This window comes from Vibrio plantisponsor, assembly GCF_013041605.1.
Taxonomy (GTDB): domain Bacteria; phylum Pseudomonadota; class Gammaproteobacteria; order Enterobacterales; family Vibrionaceae; genus Vibrio; species Vibrio plantisponsor.
Map to the genome: position 1 here is coordinate 421,388 of NZ_JABEQC010000001.1, position 18,271 is coordinate 439,658.

At 43.7% G+C, this 18,271-nt stretch carries 12 protein-coding genes; 8 read left to right on the forward strand and 4 right to left on the reverse strand.

Going from position 1 to position 18,271, the window contains the following annotated elements; all coding sequences use genetic code 11:
* Nucleotides 1-84: 84 nt before the first annotated feature.
* A complete protein-coding gene (gene fdhF / locus HKI82_RS02020) occupies nt 85-4,221 on the reverse strand; it encodes a formate dehydrogenase subunit alpha (RefSeq protein WP_171137040.1) in 4,137 nt (1,378 codons plus the stop codon).
* A 661-nt stretch (nt 4,222-4,882) separates the two neighbouring features.
* On the opposite strand from fdhF, the gene HKI82_RS02025 reads away from it, so the two are divergent.
* Nucleotides 4,883-6,757 carry a PhoX family protein gene (locus tag HKI82_RS02025; RefSeq protein ID WP_102939838.1) on the forward strand — a complete coding sequence of 625 codons (1,875 nt, stop codon included), beginning with the start codon at nt 4,883-4,885 and terminating at the stop codon, nt 6,755-6,757.
* A gap of 85 nt (nt 6,758-6,842) precedes the next feature.
* Here HKI82_RS02025 and HKI82_RS02030 read toward each other — a convergent pair whose 3' ends face one another.
* Both HKI82_RS02030 and HKI82_RS02035 read right to left on the reverse strand, forming a co-directional pair.
* Nucleotides 6,843-7,547, reverse strand: coding sequence for a DUF445 domain-containing protein (locus tag HKI82_RS02030; protein ID WP_171137041.1), 705 nt, complete (start codon nt 7,545-7,547; stop codon nt 6,843-6,845).
* Between the two features lie 165 nt (nt 7,548-7,712).
* A complete protein-coding gene (locus tag HKI82_RS02035; protein ID WP_042479482.1) occupies nt 7,713-9,566 on the reverse strand; it encodes an ABC transporter ATP-binding protein in 1,854 nt (617 codons plus the stop codon).
* A gap of 421 nt (nt 9,567-9,987) precedes the next feature.
* On the opposite strand from HKI82_RS02035, the gene HKI82_RS02040 reads away from it, so the two are divergent.
* The gene (locus tag HKI82_RS02040) at nt 9,988-10,965 is read left to right on the forward strand and encodes an arginine deiminase-related protein (RefSeq protein ID WP_171137042.1); all 978 of its coding nucleotides are present in this window, start codon (nt 9,988-9,990) and stop codon (nt 10,963-10,965) included.
* A gap of 22 nt (nt 10,966-10,987) precedes the next feature.
* Here HKI82_RS02040 and HKI82_RS02045 read toward each other — a convergent pair whose 3' ends face one another.
* Nucleotides 10,988-12,106, reverse strand: coding sequence for an HD-GYP domain-containing protein (locus HKI82_RS02045; RefSeq protein WP_171137043.1), 1,119 nt, complete (start codon nt 12,104-12,106; stop codon nt 10,988-10,990).
* 193 nt (nt 12,107-12,299) lie between these two features.
* Between HKI82_RS02045 and HKI82_RS02050 the strand changes: the two genes are divergently transcribed.
* The 6 genes from HKI82_RS02050 (at nt 12,300) to HKI82_RS02075 (ending at nt 17,909) form a co-directional block, all read left to right on the forward strand.
* The gene (locus HKI82_RS02050; protein WP_171137044.1) at nt 12,300-12,881 is read left to right on the forward strand and encodes a histidine phosphatase family protein; all 582 of its coding nucleotides are present in this window, start codon (nt 12,300-12,302) and stop codon (nt 12,879-12,881) included.
* 33 nt (nt 12,882-12,914) lie between these two features.
* Complete coding sequence (locus tag HKI82_RS02055; RefSeq protein WP_171137045.1) at nt 12,915-13,373, forward strand: GNAT family N-acetyltransferase; 459 nt, start codon at nt 12,915-12,917, stop codon at nt 13,371-13,373.
* A 252-nt stretch (nt 13,374-13,625) separates the two neighbouring features.
* Entirely contained in the window at nt 13,626-14,426 is an 801-nt protein-coding gene (locus tag HKI82_RS02060) for a hypothetical protein (protein WP_171137046.1), read from the forward strand.
* A 371-nt stretch (nt 14,427-14,797) separates the two neighbouring features.
* Nucleotides 14,798-15,478, forward strand: a complete 681-nt coding sequence (locus HKI82_RS02065; protein ID WP_171137047.1) for a ferritin family protein — start codon at nt 14,798-14,800, stop codon at nt 15,476-15,478.
* A gap of 118 nt (nt 15,479-15,596) precedes the next feature.
* Nucleotides 15,597-16,430: an abortive infection family protein gene (locus HKI82_RS02070; protein ID WP_171137048.1), complete on the forward strand. Its 834-nt coding sequence runs from the start codon at nt 15,597-15,599 to the stop codon at nt 16,428-16,430.
* A 54-nt stretch (nt 16,431-16,484) separates the two neighbouring features.
* A complete protein-coding gene (locus HKI82_RS02075; protein WP_171137049.1) occupies nt 16,485-17,909 on the forward strand; it encodes a hypothetical protein in 1,425 nt (474 codons plus the stop codon).
* The last annotated feature ends 362 nt before the right edge of the window (nt 17,910-18,271 follow it).

Genomic DNA, 18,271 nt, shown 5'->3' on the forward strand with positions numbered 1-18,271 from the left:
GAAAAACCACTCTAGTGACAGAGTGGTTTTTGCTTTTTAGAGCCAGTTGATGGAGGTTGTTTCTACACTAAGTATAGACACAGATTATTCTTTCAAAGCTACTTTCGATATCTTTTTATTAGTTAAACCTAATTTTTCTAACCTTACCGCTGAAACCTTGAACTCCGGTATTTTTGCATAAGGGTCTCTTGCTTCAGATGTCAGTCTGTTAGCGGGAGCTTCCGCAAAATGGAACGGAACAAAGACCACACCTTCTTGCATTCGTTTGGTGACAAAAGCTGGCGCTTCGATAATGCCTCGGCGAGAGCACAGGCGAACCATTTCACTGTTTTTGATACCCAGTTTTTCTGCATCCTGAACGCTGATCATGATTCTTGGCCCTGCGAGTTTGTCCAGCCCTTGGGTTTTACGAGTCATGGTTCCAGTATGGAACTGTTCCAGCAAACGCCCTGTAGTCAAAATTAGCGGGTATTTCTCGTCTGGCATTTCAGCAGCATAGATGAAAGGTACTGCTACCATTTCACCACGACCACGTTTGAATGTGCTTTGGTGCATGATGCGTGTACCGTTTGGTGCTTGGTCGTTACACGGCCATTGCACACCTTGGCTGCCCACTTTCTCCCATGTGATGCCAGCGTATTGTGGTGTCACTTCGCATATCTCAGCATTGATTTGCTCAATATTTTGATAGTACCAGTTGCCACCCATTGCATTCGCTATCTGAGTGATGATCCACCAGTCCTGTTTCGCTTCGCCCGGTGATTTAATCGCAGGTGAAAGAGCCTGAACACGTCGCTCGGTGTTGGTAAAGTGCCCGCGTTTTTCTGCAAAAGACGCTGAAGGCAGCACCACGTCGGCAAGCTCGGCAGTTTCCGATAAGAAGATATCTTGCACCACCAGAAAATCGAGCGCTTTAAGCGCTTCAATCACATGCGCTTGGTTTGGATCACTGAGCACAGGGTTTTCTCCCATGACGTACAAACCGCGCAGTTCTTTACGGTGCGCTGCATCAATCATCTCTGTCAGAGTTAAACCATTTCCGCTTGATAGATGGTTTGCTTGCCAAGCTTTAGCAAATTTGGTTTGCACCAGCGGGCTTAACACTTTCTGATAACCTGGGTAGTCCGTTGGCAAGGCTCCCATGTCACAAGCCCCTTGAACATTGGATTGACCGCGCAATGGATTGATACCGCCACCTTCAACGCCTATGTTGCCACACAGCATTTGTAAGTTGGCTATGGAGCGAACGTTATCGTGCCCTGTGGTGTGCTGGGTAATACCCATTGCGTAATACACGGCGGTCACTTTGGCTGTACCGATCATCTCTGCCATTTGCTTAATGTCTTGTGCTTTGACACCAGTGACGAGTTCGACTTTTTCCGGTAAATAAGCATCGGACATTACTTCCATCATCAAGTCTTCAAAGCCGTCAACACGCTCGCGAATGTAATCTTTGTCATACCAAGCATTCTGGATGATCTGCTGCATGATACCATTGAGTAGCATTACATCGGTGCCGGGACGCTGTTGAACATGCAGGGTTGCGACATCAGCCATACCGATACGTTTCGGGTCTGCCACAATCAGTTTCGCACCACGACTTACTGCTTGTTTGAGGAGTGAGGCAATGATTGGGTGCGCCGATGTCGTATCTGAACCGATCACAAAAATCACATCCGAGTGCTGAATGCTGGCGATATCATTGGTCATCGCACCGCTACCAATTGACGCTTCCAGACCAGTAACCGTAGAGGCATGACAAAGCCTTGCACAGTGATCAACGTTATTGGTGCCAAACTCGCGACGAATCAGCTTCTGGAACAGATAGTTATCTTGGTTGGTGGTTTTCGCGGATGAGAAGCCACCGAGCGCATTACTTCCGTGTTTCTGTTTAATCTCAGTAAAGTGTTTAGCGATAGTTTCAATCGCATTCTCCCAAGAAGTGGGTACTAACTTACCATTTTGACGAATCAAAGGCTGAGTTAGGCGCTCTGGGCTATGAATGAAGTCAAAGCCAAAACGGCCTTTCACACACAGCATACCTTGGTTAACTGGCGAGTTTTTATCGCCTTCGACATAACGAACTTTGTTGTCTTTTTCATCCACATACAGCACGACGTTACAACCTACGCCACAGTAGGTGCAGACGGTTTTTACTGGTTTGAGTATTTCCACTCGGGAGTAAGACTTGTCGCGTTTGTCTGCAAGTGCACCCGTTGGGCAAACCTGAACACAAGCGCCACACTGCACGCAGCTTGAACCGCCCATTGATTCACCGTTAGCGAAATGAGGACGCAGTGAACCTTGTGTAAACTGCAGGACGCCATGTTGTGTGTCTTCTTGGCAAGTTTGTACGCACAGGCCACAACTGATGCAACGGTTCGCATCAAACACAATGAACTCACTGCTTTTGTCCACTGGGAAACGATGTTTACCCGATGCACAATCGACTTCTTCTGTTTTGACTTGATACTCACTGGCGTAATCTCGCAGATCGCACTGGGTGCTTGCTTGGCAGCCACATTCCAGACAGCGTTGAGCTTCTTGTATTGACGCTTCAATACCCGCATCCAGTTCTACTTCGTTAAAGCTGGTGGTTGATTCTGATTCTGGCAAATGCGGGAATTCGATTCTGCGTTTCACCGCCTCTAAACGATATTCGAGTTGCTTAACTCGGCTGAGTGATGGTTCTTTTCTGCTTCTGAATTGATGAGGTTTAGGCGCAATACCACCGAGCAGCAGTTTTTCTGCAATGGCTTCGGCGGCGAGTTTTCCGTCGGCTATGGCTTCGATCGCTGTAGCTGGTCCTCGGCGGAAATCCCCAATTGAAAACACATTTCGCGCATGGTGCATGGTCTCTTCTGTGACATCTGCTGTGCCGCGACGAGTTAGTGGTAGGTCAGCACCTGCAATGATCACCGTATCTGAGCGTTGTGAAATGGCTGAGATGACAGTATCAAATTTCATCTCGACAATCTCACCGGTTGGAATCGGTTGTCTGCGGCCAGATGAGTCTGGTTTACCTAGCATCATCTTTTCCAGTTTTACCGCCCGTACATGCCCGTTTTTATCGGCAAGGTTTTCTACTGGATTGGCTAGAAACTGGAATGCCACACCTTCGTTTTTGGCTTCTTCAATTTCATACTCTTCTGCTGGCATTTCTGCCATGGTGCGACGATAAATCAGCGTTACTTTAGCGCCAAGTCGCAATGCAGTGCGGGCGCAGTCAATAGCCGTGTTACCACCACCGATAATTGCCACTCGTTTACCTGTTTTCAGTTTTCGTTCTGTTGCGGCATCTTTGAGGTAATCGACGCCCAGATAACAGCCTGCTAACTCACTGCCGGGATAGGGACTGCTCACTGCCAGACTTGCCCCAATCGCAAGGCAAACTGCGTCGTAATCGTGTTCCAGTTGTGCCAGCGTGTAATTCTCACCGATCTTCTGATTGCAGTGAATTTGCATGCCCGTTTGGGTGAGCAGTTCAATTTCCTTGTCGAGCACATCTTTTGGTAAGCGATATTCAGGGATACCGTAGCGTAGCCAGCCGCCAGCTTTTGGCATCTCTTCATACACAGTGGTTGAAAAGCCCAATAAGCTCAGATAGTAGCCGCACGCTAATCCACCGGGACCTGCGCCGACAATTGCCACCTTCTTGCCATTACTTGGCTGGATTGCAGCTTGGTAAGGTGTTGCGTCTAAATCAATGTCTGCTGCATGACGTTTTAAATGGCGTATCGCGACAGGTTCATCGACGACACTACGACGACATTCCGCTTCACAAAAAGCTGGGCACACACGACCAATGGAGGCAGGAAGTGGCAGGTGATTTTTAATGACTTCGATAGCTTTTTGCGGTTCGCCTTGGGCGATGTGGTGCAAATAAGTTTGAATATCCACATGGGCAGGGCACGCGATTTGGCAAGGCGCTTCACAGTCGGCATTGTGGTCAGACAGAATACGTTTCAGAGCCTGATGGCGAAGTTGCTGCAAAGTTTCTGTGTGAGTTTGAATGCGCATGTTCGGTGTCAGTTCTTGTTCACAAGAACGAACGATACCGACTCCGTCAATGTCGACCACACAGAGTCCGCAAGGTTGTTTTTGTTGCTGATGACTGGCCGCGCACAGGCTAGGGACTTCAATCCCATTAGATTGAATAAATTGAAATACGGTTTTCCCTGCCTCATAGGCATAGGAAACACCATTGATAACCACGTTCATAATACCCTCATTAACTTCCATAGGAGGAAGTTGGCCTGTTAATGGATTAAGGTCAGGCCCTTGGTTTCTGTTCTCATTGTTGTGTTGTTTCTTTTTCCGCTTGCTCTGTGGTCATGGGGTTAGGATGACCATGCAGAGTTTCTACTGATTTTTTCCAGTTAGCATTGCTATAAACAATCGTAGAAATAACGGTATTAAAAATGTGGTTACTGTTATTGAGTATAAGGAATATAAGGGAAATGTGAACGGGCGTGGTTCTCAAATTTATATGCTCCTGTCATTGCTTAGAAACATATTGTTCACCTTTTAGTCACATTTAAAAGCTAAGCTCCTGAATCTTAGAAATCTAAGTTGCAATGATGCAATGGCTATACCCAAGTAACCTCAAGATGCTTGTTCAGCGAGAATTTATTCGCTCTTAGGCAAGGCACTGATTTGAAGACATAGTTATTCTACGTCGAAAATTAGTAACGCAGCATAGGAGCGAATAAAACTCGCCCTTTGGGAGCTCATCAACGAGTTCATTTCTGCGCTCAATAACGTTGAAAGGGATTACCATTCCTTCCGTTATTAAGCTTGCTCTGAACTCGTTGATGAAGCTCTGAATCCGGCTTCTTGAGGTCACTTGAGTATATTAATGAGTAAAGTCAAGGAGTCTCCAATGTGGAATCGTGATGAGCAAGATTCTCAGTTCAGTGAAATGATCGAAGCGAGATTGTCTCGCCGTGGTTTCCTAACTGGAACAGCAGCAGTGAGTGCGGGTGCTTTTTTAGCGCTTAATCCAGTGGCAAAAGCGGTTGCAGCAAAACCGACATCGTCACTATTGAATTTTGAGCCAGTGCCAGCCTCAACCGCTGATACGGTTGTTGTTCCTAAAGGCTACAAAGCAACACCGCTCATTTCGTGGGGTGACCCAATTTTCCCCAATGCTCCTGACTTTGATCCAAGTGGAAAACAAGAGTCTGCCGCTCAAGCACTTCAATTTGGAGATAACACAGATGGTATGAGTTTGTTCCCGATCAGCGATGATCGCGCAGTTCTAGCAATCAACAACGAATACACCAACTACGAGTATTTGTTTGATCACCAAGGCAAGAATATGACCGCTGACGATGTGCTGAAAGCACAGGCGGCAGTAGGTAACACCATTGTCGAAATCGTACGTAAAGATGGTCAGTGGATGATTGACCGTAACGGCAAACGTAACCGCCGTATTACCGCTAATACACAAATGAAGATGACGGGTCCGGCAGCAGGTCATGAACTGCTAAAAACGGCAGCCGATCCATCGGGCACTATGCCAAAAGGGACGTTTAACAACTGTGCAAACGGTCAAACGCCTTGGGGCACTTACCTAACGTGTGAAGAGAACTTCAACAGCTTCTTTGGTGCGAATACCGAAGGCAGTGTTAATGCTGACCAAAAACGTTACGGCATTTCTGCTAAGCCAAGTGATTACCAGTGGCATAAATTTGACGAGCGTTTTGACGTAACGAAGAATCCGAACGAGCCAAACCGCCACGGCTGGGTAGTGGAAATTGACCCAAATGATCCGAACTCAACGCCTCTTAAGCGTTCTGCTCTTGGTCGTTTCAAACATGAAAATGCGGCGTTAACCATTAACAAAGACAACCACGTTGTGGTGTATTTAGGTGACGACGAGCGTGGTGAGCATCTGTACCGATTTGTATCGAAGAATAAATACCAGAAAGGTAATGATGCAGCGAACCGCAATTTGCTTGAAGAAGGCACCTTGTATGTTGCTCAGTTCGATATGGAAGACAAAGCGCTTAAAGGTCAAGGTCGTTGGCTAGAACTGACTTTCGGCAAAAACGGCTTAACGCCTGAAAACGGGTTTAACAGCCAAGCGGAAGTGTTGATTTTTGCTCGTCGCGCTGCAACACAAGTGGGTGCCACGACTATGGATCGCCCAGAGTGGGTAGCGGTTCATCCAAATAACGAATACGTATTCTGTACTCTGACCAACAACAAGAACCGTGGTAAAGAAGGTCAGCCAGTGGGTGGTCCTAACCCGCGTGAGAAAAACAACTACGGTCAGATTGTTCGTTGGATGCCAGTAAAAGGCGACCACACCGCAGAGATGTTTGCATGGGATCTATACCTGATTGCGGGTAACCCAACAGTAAACCAAGGTAACTTGTACGCAGGCAGTGAAAACATCAATGCCAACAATATGTTCAACAGCCCAGATGGTATTGGTTTTGATAAAGCAGGTCGTCTGTGGATTCAAACCGATGGTAACTATTCAAACAAGGGCGAGTTTGCAGGGCAGGGTAACAACCAGATGTTGTGTGGCGACCCAATCACTGGCGAAATCCACCGCTTCTTAACTGGTCCAGTAGCTTGTGAAATTACAGGGTTAACCTTCTCTCCAGACCAGAAAACTATGTTTATTGGCGTTCAGCATCCGGGCGAAGAGTTGCAAGCATCGAATTTCCCTGCGGGTGGTTCTTCTAAGCCTCGTTCAACCATCATGATGATTACGCGCGAAGATGGCGGAATCATTGGCGCATAGTGCGTGGTGAATGACTGAATAAAAAATCCCAAGAAGTTCAGCTTGCTTGGGATTTTTTTATGGTACTTCTGATGTTTCGGGCAACTTATGCGATGAAAGTTGAAACTAACCCAATTAGGCCGCCGAAAATACCGCCCCAAACAACCAGCCAGCCTAGGTGTTCTTTAATCATTTTCTGCACCATCTCTTTAACCAACTGAGGCGTTAACTCGCTCAAGCGTTGGTCAATAATGCCCTCAATGTTGGTTTTGATTTCATCTAACATTGCCGGTGATTCTAGCTGCTCTTTAAGGGCATTTTTTACCGATTCGCTCTGACTGATTTCCACCATAGATTCTTGCATCTTCTCAACAAATGGTTGCTTCATTGGCTGAAGTGCTTCAGTACCGCCAAACATTGCCAGCATACCGCCAAATTGAGAGTTCGCGATCACATCCACTAACTTGTCAAAGCTCGGGTTGAAGTCGACTTTGGCGATAATCGGCGTTAAGTCGAGTGGTTGTTTGCCACTGAGCTCTTGATTCAGGAAGCGGTCAATATTGGTGTCGGTAAAAAACTGCTCCATCATCAAGGTCTTAATTGCATTTTTAAATGCTTCAAATCGCGCTGGAATCACACCTGAACCATATAAACCGGGTACTTTCTCAAACAACATATGGATAGCTAGCCAGTTGGTAATTGCGCCTGAAAAAGCGAACAGACCTGCGTACAGAGCAAACTGATTCTGAGTGGTGTAACCCACAGCCAATAGCACGAGAGAGATAAGGTTGGTGATAAGACTTTTATTCATGATTGATGATGTTTGTTGAGTTGAAACGGGAATTAGCAGAATTTTAAGAGAAATTCACCACAGTGAAAAGAGAAGAGCCAACCTTTATAGGATGGCTCCTGTGTGGTTGGCTCTTTAACTTTAGTTGTTATTCGCTATTTTGTTTTGCTTAGTGAGACTGCCGCTTCAGGCTACGTTCTCTTCTTCAAGTTCATCACAACCGATAAAACCGCCAGTCTGATGTGCCCAAAGATGAGCGTAGATGCCGTCTTGCTCGATAAGTTCATGGTGCGTGCCTTGTTCAATGATTTTTCCGTCATCCAAAACAATAAGCCTGTCCATCGCGGCAATCGTTGATAGACGGTGGGCAATCGCAATCACTGTTTTACCGTGCATCAGCTCAAGCAAACTTTCCTGAATGGCAGCTTCCACTTCTGAATCCAGTGCAGAGGTCGCTTCATCCAATACCAGCAGTGGCGCATCTTTGAGTAAGACTCGTGAAATAGCGATACGCTGACGTTGACCACCCGACAGTTTCACTCCGCGCTCACCCACTTGAGCATCGTAGCCGACGTTGCCATGTGGGTCGGTCAGGTCAGTAATAAACTCATGAGCATGCGCTTGTTTGGTTGCTTTGAGCAGATCTTCTTCGGTTGCATCTGGTCTGCTGTACAAGATGTTGTCGCGAATTGAACGGTGCAGCAATGAGGTATCTTGCGTCACCATACCAATAGCGCTACGCAGTGAATCCTGAGTGACTTTAGAAATATTCTGACCATCAATTTTAATCTCGCCGCTCTCCACATCATGGAAGCGCAGAAGCAGATTCACTAAGGTTGATTTACCCGCGCCAGAGCGTCCCACCAAGCCGACTTTTTCGCCTGCTTTGATATGCAGGTTAAGGTGATCAATCACACCTTTGTTCTCGCCGTAGTGGAAGCTAACATCGTTAAATTCAATTGCACCTTGAGTAACCACCAGATCTTTAGCGTCTTTGTCATCTTGGATATCAATTGGTTTAGACAGCATCTGCATGCCATCAACGACAGTACCCATGTTTTCAAACAGACCGCCGACTTCCCACATGATCCATTTCGACATACCGTTAATACGCAGTGCTAGCGCAATCGCAATCGCAATTGAGCCTACTGATATTGCACTTTGCATCCACAGGTAGATAGACATAGCGGAAATCACGAACACCAGAATGTAGTTGGCAAGCTCAACACAAACGTTAAAGCCTGTGACTAGACGCATTTGTCGATACACGGTATCAAGGAAACTGCCCATGCCTTCTTCTGCGTATTCGGTTTCGCGTTTGCTGTGCGAAAACAGCTTCACAGTAGCTATGTTGGTGTAGCTATCGACAATTCGCCCAGTCATTTGCGAGCGAGCATCGGCTTGCTCAGAAGAGACGGTTTTAAGTTGCGGAACAAAATAGAGCTGAATAGAGACATACGCGACCAGCCAAATCAGCATTGGCAGCATTAAGCGCCAGTCTGCCTGAGCCAGCATGACAACCATTGCTGTGAAATAAACGGCGACGTAAACAAACACATCCAACGTTTTCATCACGGTTTCGCGGATCGCCAGCGAGGTTTGCATCACCTTGGTCGCTATACGGCCAGAAAACTCGTCCTGATAAAAAGACAAACTCTGTTTCAGCAGGTAACGGTGTGCCAGCCAACGTATCGACATCGGATAGTTGCCCAGCATGGTTTGATGTATCACCAATGAATAGAAGCCGATCAATATAGGCATCACAACCAAAATAAGTACGGACAGCCCCATCAGAGTATCTTTGTTGTCCGCCAAAAATGTTTCTGGGTTGCTACCTGATAACCAATCGACTAACTGACCCATAAAGCCAAACAGTGAGACTTCAATTATGGCGATGGTGGTACTCATTAACGCCAATAAAATCAGCGGTTTTTCAAAACCTTTTGTGTAGTGCAGGCAGAATGCTAAGAGTGTATTGGGTGGCCTGTCTGGCTCTTTTTGGGGAAACGCTTCGGTGAAGCTTTCAAATTTCTTATACATTGAAGATCCTTATTTTTATTCATTCACCACATCACAAATAGGCAGAAGTCGTTGTGATGCGAAAGCGGGATAATTTTCTCATTGCTTACTGTTCCGACAACGAAAATATGCAATTGAATGCTTTATGCTCAGCAGTATATCTCTAAACCGAGGTTATTCAGAGTACAAATATCCGTCAGTATAAAACGCTGCGGCTCGTTCAGTGTTCATTCAATAAATTGAATACCTTATACACTTGTTGCATAAAAAGTGCATATATGCCGCTTAGTGAAAAAGTGGTCAGTAATATTTACTGCTGTTAATTGAAACGGCAGTAAATGAGAAGGTTTGATTGCATTTGCTAGCCAAAATTCAGTGAAAGTTATTATAACAAACTGTTTACAATCCAAAACATTGCTGAACAAACGGATGTGTTTCAACCATGCTACAAGCGCAAAATTTATCCCAACGTCACTCAGGTGTTGTGCAGAATGCCAACTGTGTTGTTATGGTCCCGCCAAAAGAGTTTAAGTTCAATGCGGAGACGGCTCAAGACAACGAATTTCAGAATCAATCTGCCTTGTCTGATGAACAAATCACTCAACATGTCATGGCTGAATTCAATCAAATGGTCACCAAGCTACGCCAAGAAGGTGTTCAGGTTGTGGTGTTTGATTATCCGTTGGGCGATGTGGCGACACCGGATGCGGTATTCCCAAATAACTGGTTCAGTACCACCAATGACGGTGCTTTCTATACCTTTCCTATGGCTTGTACTAATCGCCAGTATGAGGTTCGCCCTGATGAGTTGATTGAGCAACTTTCTTTTGCTGGCCGTACCGTCTCTCGCCAAGATTCGCTGGTGGAATACCAAAAGCAAAATGCCTATCTGGAAAGCACTGGTGTGATGGTGATTGATCATATCAACCGTACCATTTATGCCACACTTTCCCAGCGTTGTGACCGTGAAGTTCTTGAAGATTATGCGCAACGTATTGGTTATGAGCGTGTGGTTTCGTTTAAAACCGCTTTGCCTTCAGGACAGCCGATTTATCACACCAATGTGATGATGGCGATTGGCGAAAGCTTCTGCGTAATATGTGATGAAGTGATCCCCGAATACGAGCGCCACTTTGTGCTGAAGTCGCTGGCGAAAGACAAACAGGTGATTTCCATTTCACTGGATCAAATGAACCGATTCTGTGGCAACATTTTGCAACTCGAAACGGTAAATGGTGACAAGGTTATTGCGATGTCTCAATCGGCTTACGAGGCATTTTCTCCGGCGCAACGAACTCAGCTTTCCAGCCACGGTAAGCTACTGCCTTTCAATGTTGAAACCATTGAAAGCATCGGTGGAGGTAGTGTTCGTTGTATGTTGGGCGAAGTATTTCTCCCAGCTCGCAGCCATACTCTCTAAGTCCAAGTTTATAGAGAAGAGACTAATCATCTCTAAATCGGGCAACGATATCGGCAGCTTGATCGATGTTTTCAATCAGTGCGTTAACACAAAGAGGGTCAAGCTTGCCAATCTCAACCATTTTTTGCAGTTCTTTGATGGACTCTTCAATTGACATCGGCTCCTTGTAAGGACGTTTACTGGTGAGTGCATCAAATATGTCTGCCACGGTGACAATTCGCGCTTCTATCGGAATTTCGTCGCCCACCAAACCTTTCGGATAACCTGTGCCATTAAGGTATTCATGATGGCCTGCCACAATGTTAAGCATTAACTGCGAATCACTGAGGTGGGAGAGCTGATAGTCATCCAATACTTTAGAGATGATTTTTATCCCTTTATCGACATGGCCTTTCATAATTTCAAACTCTTCTTCCGTGAGCTTGCCGGGTTTAAGCAATATTTTGTCGGGAATCCCTATCTTGCCAATATCGTGTAATGGACTAAACAAATAGAGATGTTCGATAAACTCATCGGTGAACTGAAATTGATCGGCGATCGATTTCGCTATCATGCGTGACAGCAGTGCCATTCGATTCAGATGCATGCCAGTTTCGAAATCCCGCAGGTGAGCGAAGTCTCTCGCAGCCTGAGCGGTGGCTAACAGTGCCTGAACTGTTGATATCTCACTGACGATAGTTAGGGTAATCAGTTTGGTGAGTAGTACCAGATCCCTTTGTACTTGATCGTCAAAGTAGCCTTCTATCTCACTGTCGATGAATATAAAACCAATGAAATGGTTGTCTGTCATCATTGGAATAGTAAAAGAGGAGCGGTATTTCTGTTCAAGAAGCCAGTCAGAGTGGGCGGTTCCTGTTCCAATCTCTTCTTCAATTTTGTCGATAACTCGGCATGAACCACTTTCTCTCAGTTTTTGCAGTTGATAGCTTTTACTTAACGGAAACTCATAGCGATCTATGGCGTGCCCAGAATTCGTGCTGTTAATAAACGTTTTCAGTAGATCTGTTTGCGGGTCATAAAGGGCGCAGGCGATACGGCACACACCCGGTGAGTGTTCTAGTATCCGGTCATGTAGATCTTTAAGCCTGTCCGTCAACGAGTGTTCTATATTGTTTAAAGGGTTGTGTAATATGCTAGCCATTTCTAAGCCCAACCTTGGTTGCCAGATAAACTAATTATAAATGGCATTATCTGAAGCGTTTCTAAATCTCAACTATTGACCAAGTTCCGTGAGTCTGAGCACAAACTATTGTCGGTTTCTAAAAGAACTACATTAGATTCATATCTGTTTATAATGGCGCATCGTTTTTTAAGACCGAAGCAAAGGGCTCTCAATGACTAAAACCTTTTATATGATGCGCCACGGTGAGACGCTGTTTAATGTAAGAAGAAAAATCCAAGGTTGGTGTGATTCACCACTAACTGAAAAAGGGATTCGTCAGGCACAACTTGCCGCCAAGTTTTTTGACAATATTGAACTCGACCGCCTCTACAGCTCTTCTACTGAACGCGCCAGTGATACCGCTGAAATCGTGACTCGCAACAGAATGCCTTTAACTCGTCTCAAAGGGTTGAAAGAGATGAATTTCGGCACTTATGAAGGTGAGAGTGAAGATCTGCATCCAAGTTACGAAGCTCGTGAAACACACTATTTGCAGTTTGGTGGCGAATCTCGCCAGCAATTAAAAGATCGCGTGCTGAAAACTTGCATTGAAATCATGGAGCAAGAAGGTAATAACACGGTTCTGGCGGTGTCGCATTCAGGTGCATGTAAACACTTTTTGTCCCTATGGCACGACTTAGATGATGTACTGAAAGGACCAATCCCGAACTGCTGCGTAATCAAATATGAGTATGAAAACAAAACCTTTAAGTTGGTGGAAATATTCGATATAACCAAAAACTTCAAGGAATAGTATTCATTCACATATAGGACGGACAATTAAGATATGGACATCATTATCGATAGACTAGAAGGCGGAGAAGTTATAGGACTCTTGGAAGAGCATTTAGCTGATATGTACGCCACTTCTCCACCTGAAAGTGTGCACGCGCTCGATGTAAACGCGCTTAAATCCCCCGAGATCACTTTCTTTAGCGGCTGGCGAGATGGGCAATTAATGGGTTGTGTGGCGATAAAACAATTGGACGAATCACACGCTGAGCTTAAGTCGATGCGCACCTCACGTCACGCCAGAAAATCAGGGGTAGCGACTCAACTACTGCAACATGCTTTGAACGTATCAACGGAACGTGGATATCAACGTGTAAGCCTAGAAACAGGCTCGGAAGAGTACTTTCTTGCGGCACGAAACCTTTATGAGAAGTTTGGTTTTAATTACTGCGAACCGTTTGCAGACTACAAACCCGATCCGAACAGTAAGTTCATGACTGTTGAGCTAAGGTAGCCAAAGAATTAGAACAGAGAGAAGACTCGGAAGGCTCAAAGCAGCCTATGCAAATTCTCAAAGTTGACGCTTTCTAAGTAATAAAAATAATTCCACTCCGATCACAAAATCACCAAAAAAGTGCGATTGGTCACATTTTTGTGCAGGCCTGTTAAGTTCATATAAGTGTAAATATATAGATATCAATAAGTTAACAGTTGGCACTGCTTATGCAATTCCTTTCTATAGACAGGTATGCAGGAGATCAGTGACATGGAAATGATTGGCAATAACTTTATTCTTGGTTTGGTCGGTGAAGTTTCTACATTAGTTTCAAAAGGTTCACGTCGTAGTTTGCTGAAGCATCAGGCTTCAGTTACCAAGTTACTGGATATGATTGATATGGTCAGACAGCATCGATCTCTCACTCACCAGTTTCTATTTAATCATCAACAAGAGGTTGTAGAGAAAATTGCAGCGCTTGATGAGGAGATGAAGAAAGCAATTACCAAGCTAGCGAGTGATCGTTACGTTGGTAATTCTATTGAAAGAATCGCACTAAAAAACAAGCTGTCTCAGTTAACCAGTAGCTACAAGGAACGTTCGATTTCGAACAATTTGGTGGCGCACGGCAAGGTGATTCGCCAACTGATTTTTCAGATCGATAGCCAGATCCTTATCTCTCTTGATAAAGCCGACAAGCTGGAGTTAGCAGGAGAATACAATGATCAGTGGCAAGCGGTGATGTCTGGTATTGAAGCGTTGACTCAGTATCGATTAAGCATCATGGCAATGAACATGAACTTAAAACCGGCACTGCTGGCAAAACAAGCGAATGTTCTCTATTCCAAACTGGTCAAAGTCAGTGACGTGTATTCGGATTACCACCCAGATCTGAATGAGTGTATGACACAGCTAGAAAGATATTTGACCGAGCATAAACATACAGAAGAGTATCAGGCGAAGTTGTTTGATTTGAGTTCAGAGATTTCAGCAGCCTTGGTTGATGTTTATGAAGCGATTATTGAAAAAACCTTCGCCAAAGCCATTAGTGGTGTTTATTCCGCAGAATGATTCGCAAGATGAACCAAGGGAGAGCTAATCGCTCTCCCTTTTTGTTGCCTGCTCTAAACCACCAGATCAGCAGGTTGAGTTTTACTGTGATGTAAAACGTTTTTGCCCCAAAGTGTGCCAGCCTAGCATTTGGGACACATTTTGTTTGTCATAATTTGACCTATTTTTTCTAATAACTAAGTATGTAGTTAGTTTTGCATGGGATGTCATACCGACACTGTTTTCATTTTGGATTTTGCGTTTAATTTTTTAATTAATAAAAACAATATGATAAGTGATATTATTCGGTATTCTTCTCTATACTTATATGGAACGTGTCTAGCTAAAAGATACTGTTGGGCATCAAAAGTGCACGTAATTAGGTGAGTAGAATGTCAAAAAAAGAAACTTCCCGAGGTCAACAAGTCGTTGATGTTGTTAAATCTGACTCAGTCGTCAGTTTGGGGAAAGAATATTTAGAAATCGGTATAGATGCGGCATTGGACTCTGGAGCTTTAAAAGACATACCATTAGTTAGTACTGTTGTAGGGCTATGTAGTAGTTATGGGACAGTAAAAGATCATATTTTCGCTACTAAGTTAATTAAATTTCTCAATCAGCTCTCAGAGGTTCCGTTATACGAAAGGATGATAATGGTTGAGAAGCTAAACGAAGACGATAAATTTGCTGGAAAGGCAGGCACCGCTTTAATTGAGATTCTTGATCGAATGGAAAGTGAAGTGAAGCCAGAATTAGCTGCAAAGTGTTTTTCGGCATACGCAAGAGAAATCATCAATTACAACGAATTACGCCATATGCTTCACGCTATTGAGCGAGTTCCCGCTTTTGAAATTAATGGGTTAGCAAAATTTGCTGTTGCGACAATAGGTACATTTCAGCAATTCGACCAATCAACGTTGCTAGCCTATGTTAATGCGGGTTTGGGTATGAATAATGGAGGCTTAGATGGTGGTGCTATTTTGCCTACAGATCTTTGTCGTCTATTCGTGAATAGCGGTGTTATTTCTCTAAATGGAACAACTATAGGTCAAGATGCCATACAAACGCTTTAAGACGGATTCGCAACGCATTTTTACTAAGCGTTGGCTCATGTGTTTAAGGTGTATGCAGAGGCTTGTTCAGTACGTTGCTCACACCTTAGCAATCATCAACTTTTAATTAAGAGGTAATATGAGAAAAGACATTCCTGCGCCCGTAATCGCGGTTTTATCAGACAATTTATCTGCACTCGAAACTCATGCAAGCCTCGATAACCTTTTCTTATATGCTGATGCCCCAGGGGAGCCGCCTGAAGGTTCTAAGCCCGTTAAAGTTCAAGCGTGGCTAAGACGAATTAACAAAGAATCAGACGAACCATTAAAAGTCCTTGGTAAGTTGATTGAAACGTATATGGAGTTACCAAATCAAGAAGAGGAAGAGGTCTTCCTGTGGGGAACTAACGTCACAAATCATAAAAAGGAATTCAAAGAAAAGCTCGAGTCAATTTTTGCTCAGTGCAATCTAACTTACATTAATGGCGGTATTGTATCTGATGGTAGTTCCGCTCCAAGTCGCTCCTTGTCTGACTTAATTAAAGGCAGAGATATTCCCTCAATTGAAACTGAATTTACAAGAGCGCTAGCAAATGTAAACTCTGAACCTAGAGAATCAGTGTCAGCAGCTTGCAACATTTTGGAATCCATCTTTAAAGTCTATATTGCTGACGAGCAATTAGAACAACCTCAAAAGCAAGATCTACAAAACGTTTGGAAAGTTGTGCGTGGTGATTTAGGTTTCGACCCCAAATTGGTTCAAGATGATGACTTAAAAAGAGTGTTATCAGGCATCCTGTCAATTGTTGACGGTATTGGAGCGTTTCGCACACATGCCAGTTCAGCGCATGGTGAGGGTCGAGTTATGTATAAATTAAAGCCTCGTCATGCTCGTTTGGCAATTCACTCTGCCCATACAATAGCGATGTTTGTGCTTGAAACTTGGGACGAAAAACGTAAGTCAGCGAGCTAAACAAATCTGTTCAAGAGGGCTTTATGAACCACAGCAATTGATAGGCATTTTTAAATGAATGAAGATATTTATAAAGACTTCTATGAAACACTAGAGGCATCTAAAACAGACCCATTTAGCTTAAGTGTTAAGCAAGCTTTTGATTGGTTTTTAGAGTTTATTGGGCAAGACGAGTGGGCAGTTAGGAAAGGGAAAGTCGTTCAATACTTTCAAAACATGAACCAATCGATATACAAGAAAAATGATGGTGAAGCCATCAAGAAGGGTAAGAATCGGATAGCAATGTACGAGGATTGGATCTCGTGGTACATGTATTTGGCTGAAGCTGTAATTGATAAGCCCCAAGTAAGTGAACCTAATCAATCATCAAGAGTCTTCCCGTTTTTTGCCATGATTGGTGACTATAGAACAGAGTTAGAGGCTATAAGTGGTATCGAAGGAAAGCTGCAAGACCTTCTTACCAAAAATATCAATCAACCTGATTCAGTATTATTCGAAATGGTCGTTGCTATTTGCTATGTGAGAAACGGTTGGGAAGTGGAGTTTATTCCGGAAACTCGAGCGCATAAAACCCCTGATCTGCTAGTAAAAAAAGGCGACGAAACATATTACGTTGAGTGTAAACGGTTGGGTAAAGTTACTGAATATTCAGAAAATGAACGAAATGAATGGTTGAAAAGATGGAATTTACTTGTTCCTACTTTTTTCCATTATCCAGATTCAACTTTTATAGAAGTAACTTTTAAGCAAGAAGTCGCAAAAACAAACCCTAACCTTTTATCTAAAGCATTTTTGGATATGGCTCAATGTGGTGCTATCAGTAAGGGGTTCTGTGTCGAGAATGATGAAATCAAGGTATGTGCTAAACACATTGATATGAGAAGGGTTGAAGAACACTTTGATAAGTGGATGGTTAAGTATCCATCAGCACAATTCTATGAGTTGTTTGATGATGAATATGTTCCTTATGGAAGTTACACCATTGCTGGTGAAATAAACTTAGTTGAAGTGGGAGAGGAAGGGGATGTCATAAACATTTTTGCAGACAAGGTTGGTAAAGTATTTTGTGCAAGGTGGCAATGTATAGCGGATGCATCTATCGATAAGAAAGCCAAAGATGTGAAAAAGTTATTATCAAAGGCAGTAAAGCAAGCTCCTAATGATTTCCCTACAGTTATTCATATTGGCTACGAAACTCTTCATGGTCCAGAAATAGAGATTATACGAGACCAAAAAATAACAAGTCTCATATCTGACTTTGAATTTGGTGATCAGAGTGTTGCATCAGTATTTTGTCATTCATTTCAACCGAGACATTTTGCTGATGGAAACTGGGATTTTGCTGAAACTACCAGATATTACGGTATAGAAATGAATCCTGATGCGATCTTAAAAGAAAATTTGCTATTACAAAGGGACGGAGTTGAAACCAGTAATGATTCGCATTGGATGCAAGACTTGCGAGAATACATGAATTAGGCTCATTACAAGAGTTTAAGGTTTCAAGATTCAACATACTTTTCCTAATCATACAGAGACGTTTTGAAGCATCAGGTCTAGCACGTTTATGTCCAGCAATGAGTTTAATTGTCTTCTTATGTAGTTAATAAGAATTTAATTTCTGAGTACGAAGTCCTACTAATCGTTCAGCGATGAGCAACCCTACTGTATCACTTAGTTTCTTTGAAGAAGTGAGCTACAAGTTTCATCAACTAGGCAGTATGTTGGTTCACTGTAATCTGATGATTAGTCACAAACGTTATAAAACAGTCATCACTTCGCGGTGTTTGTTCCGTAGAGAAGGTTCTCAAGATAAGCATTTTCGAATAAAAGTAGTGAGG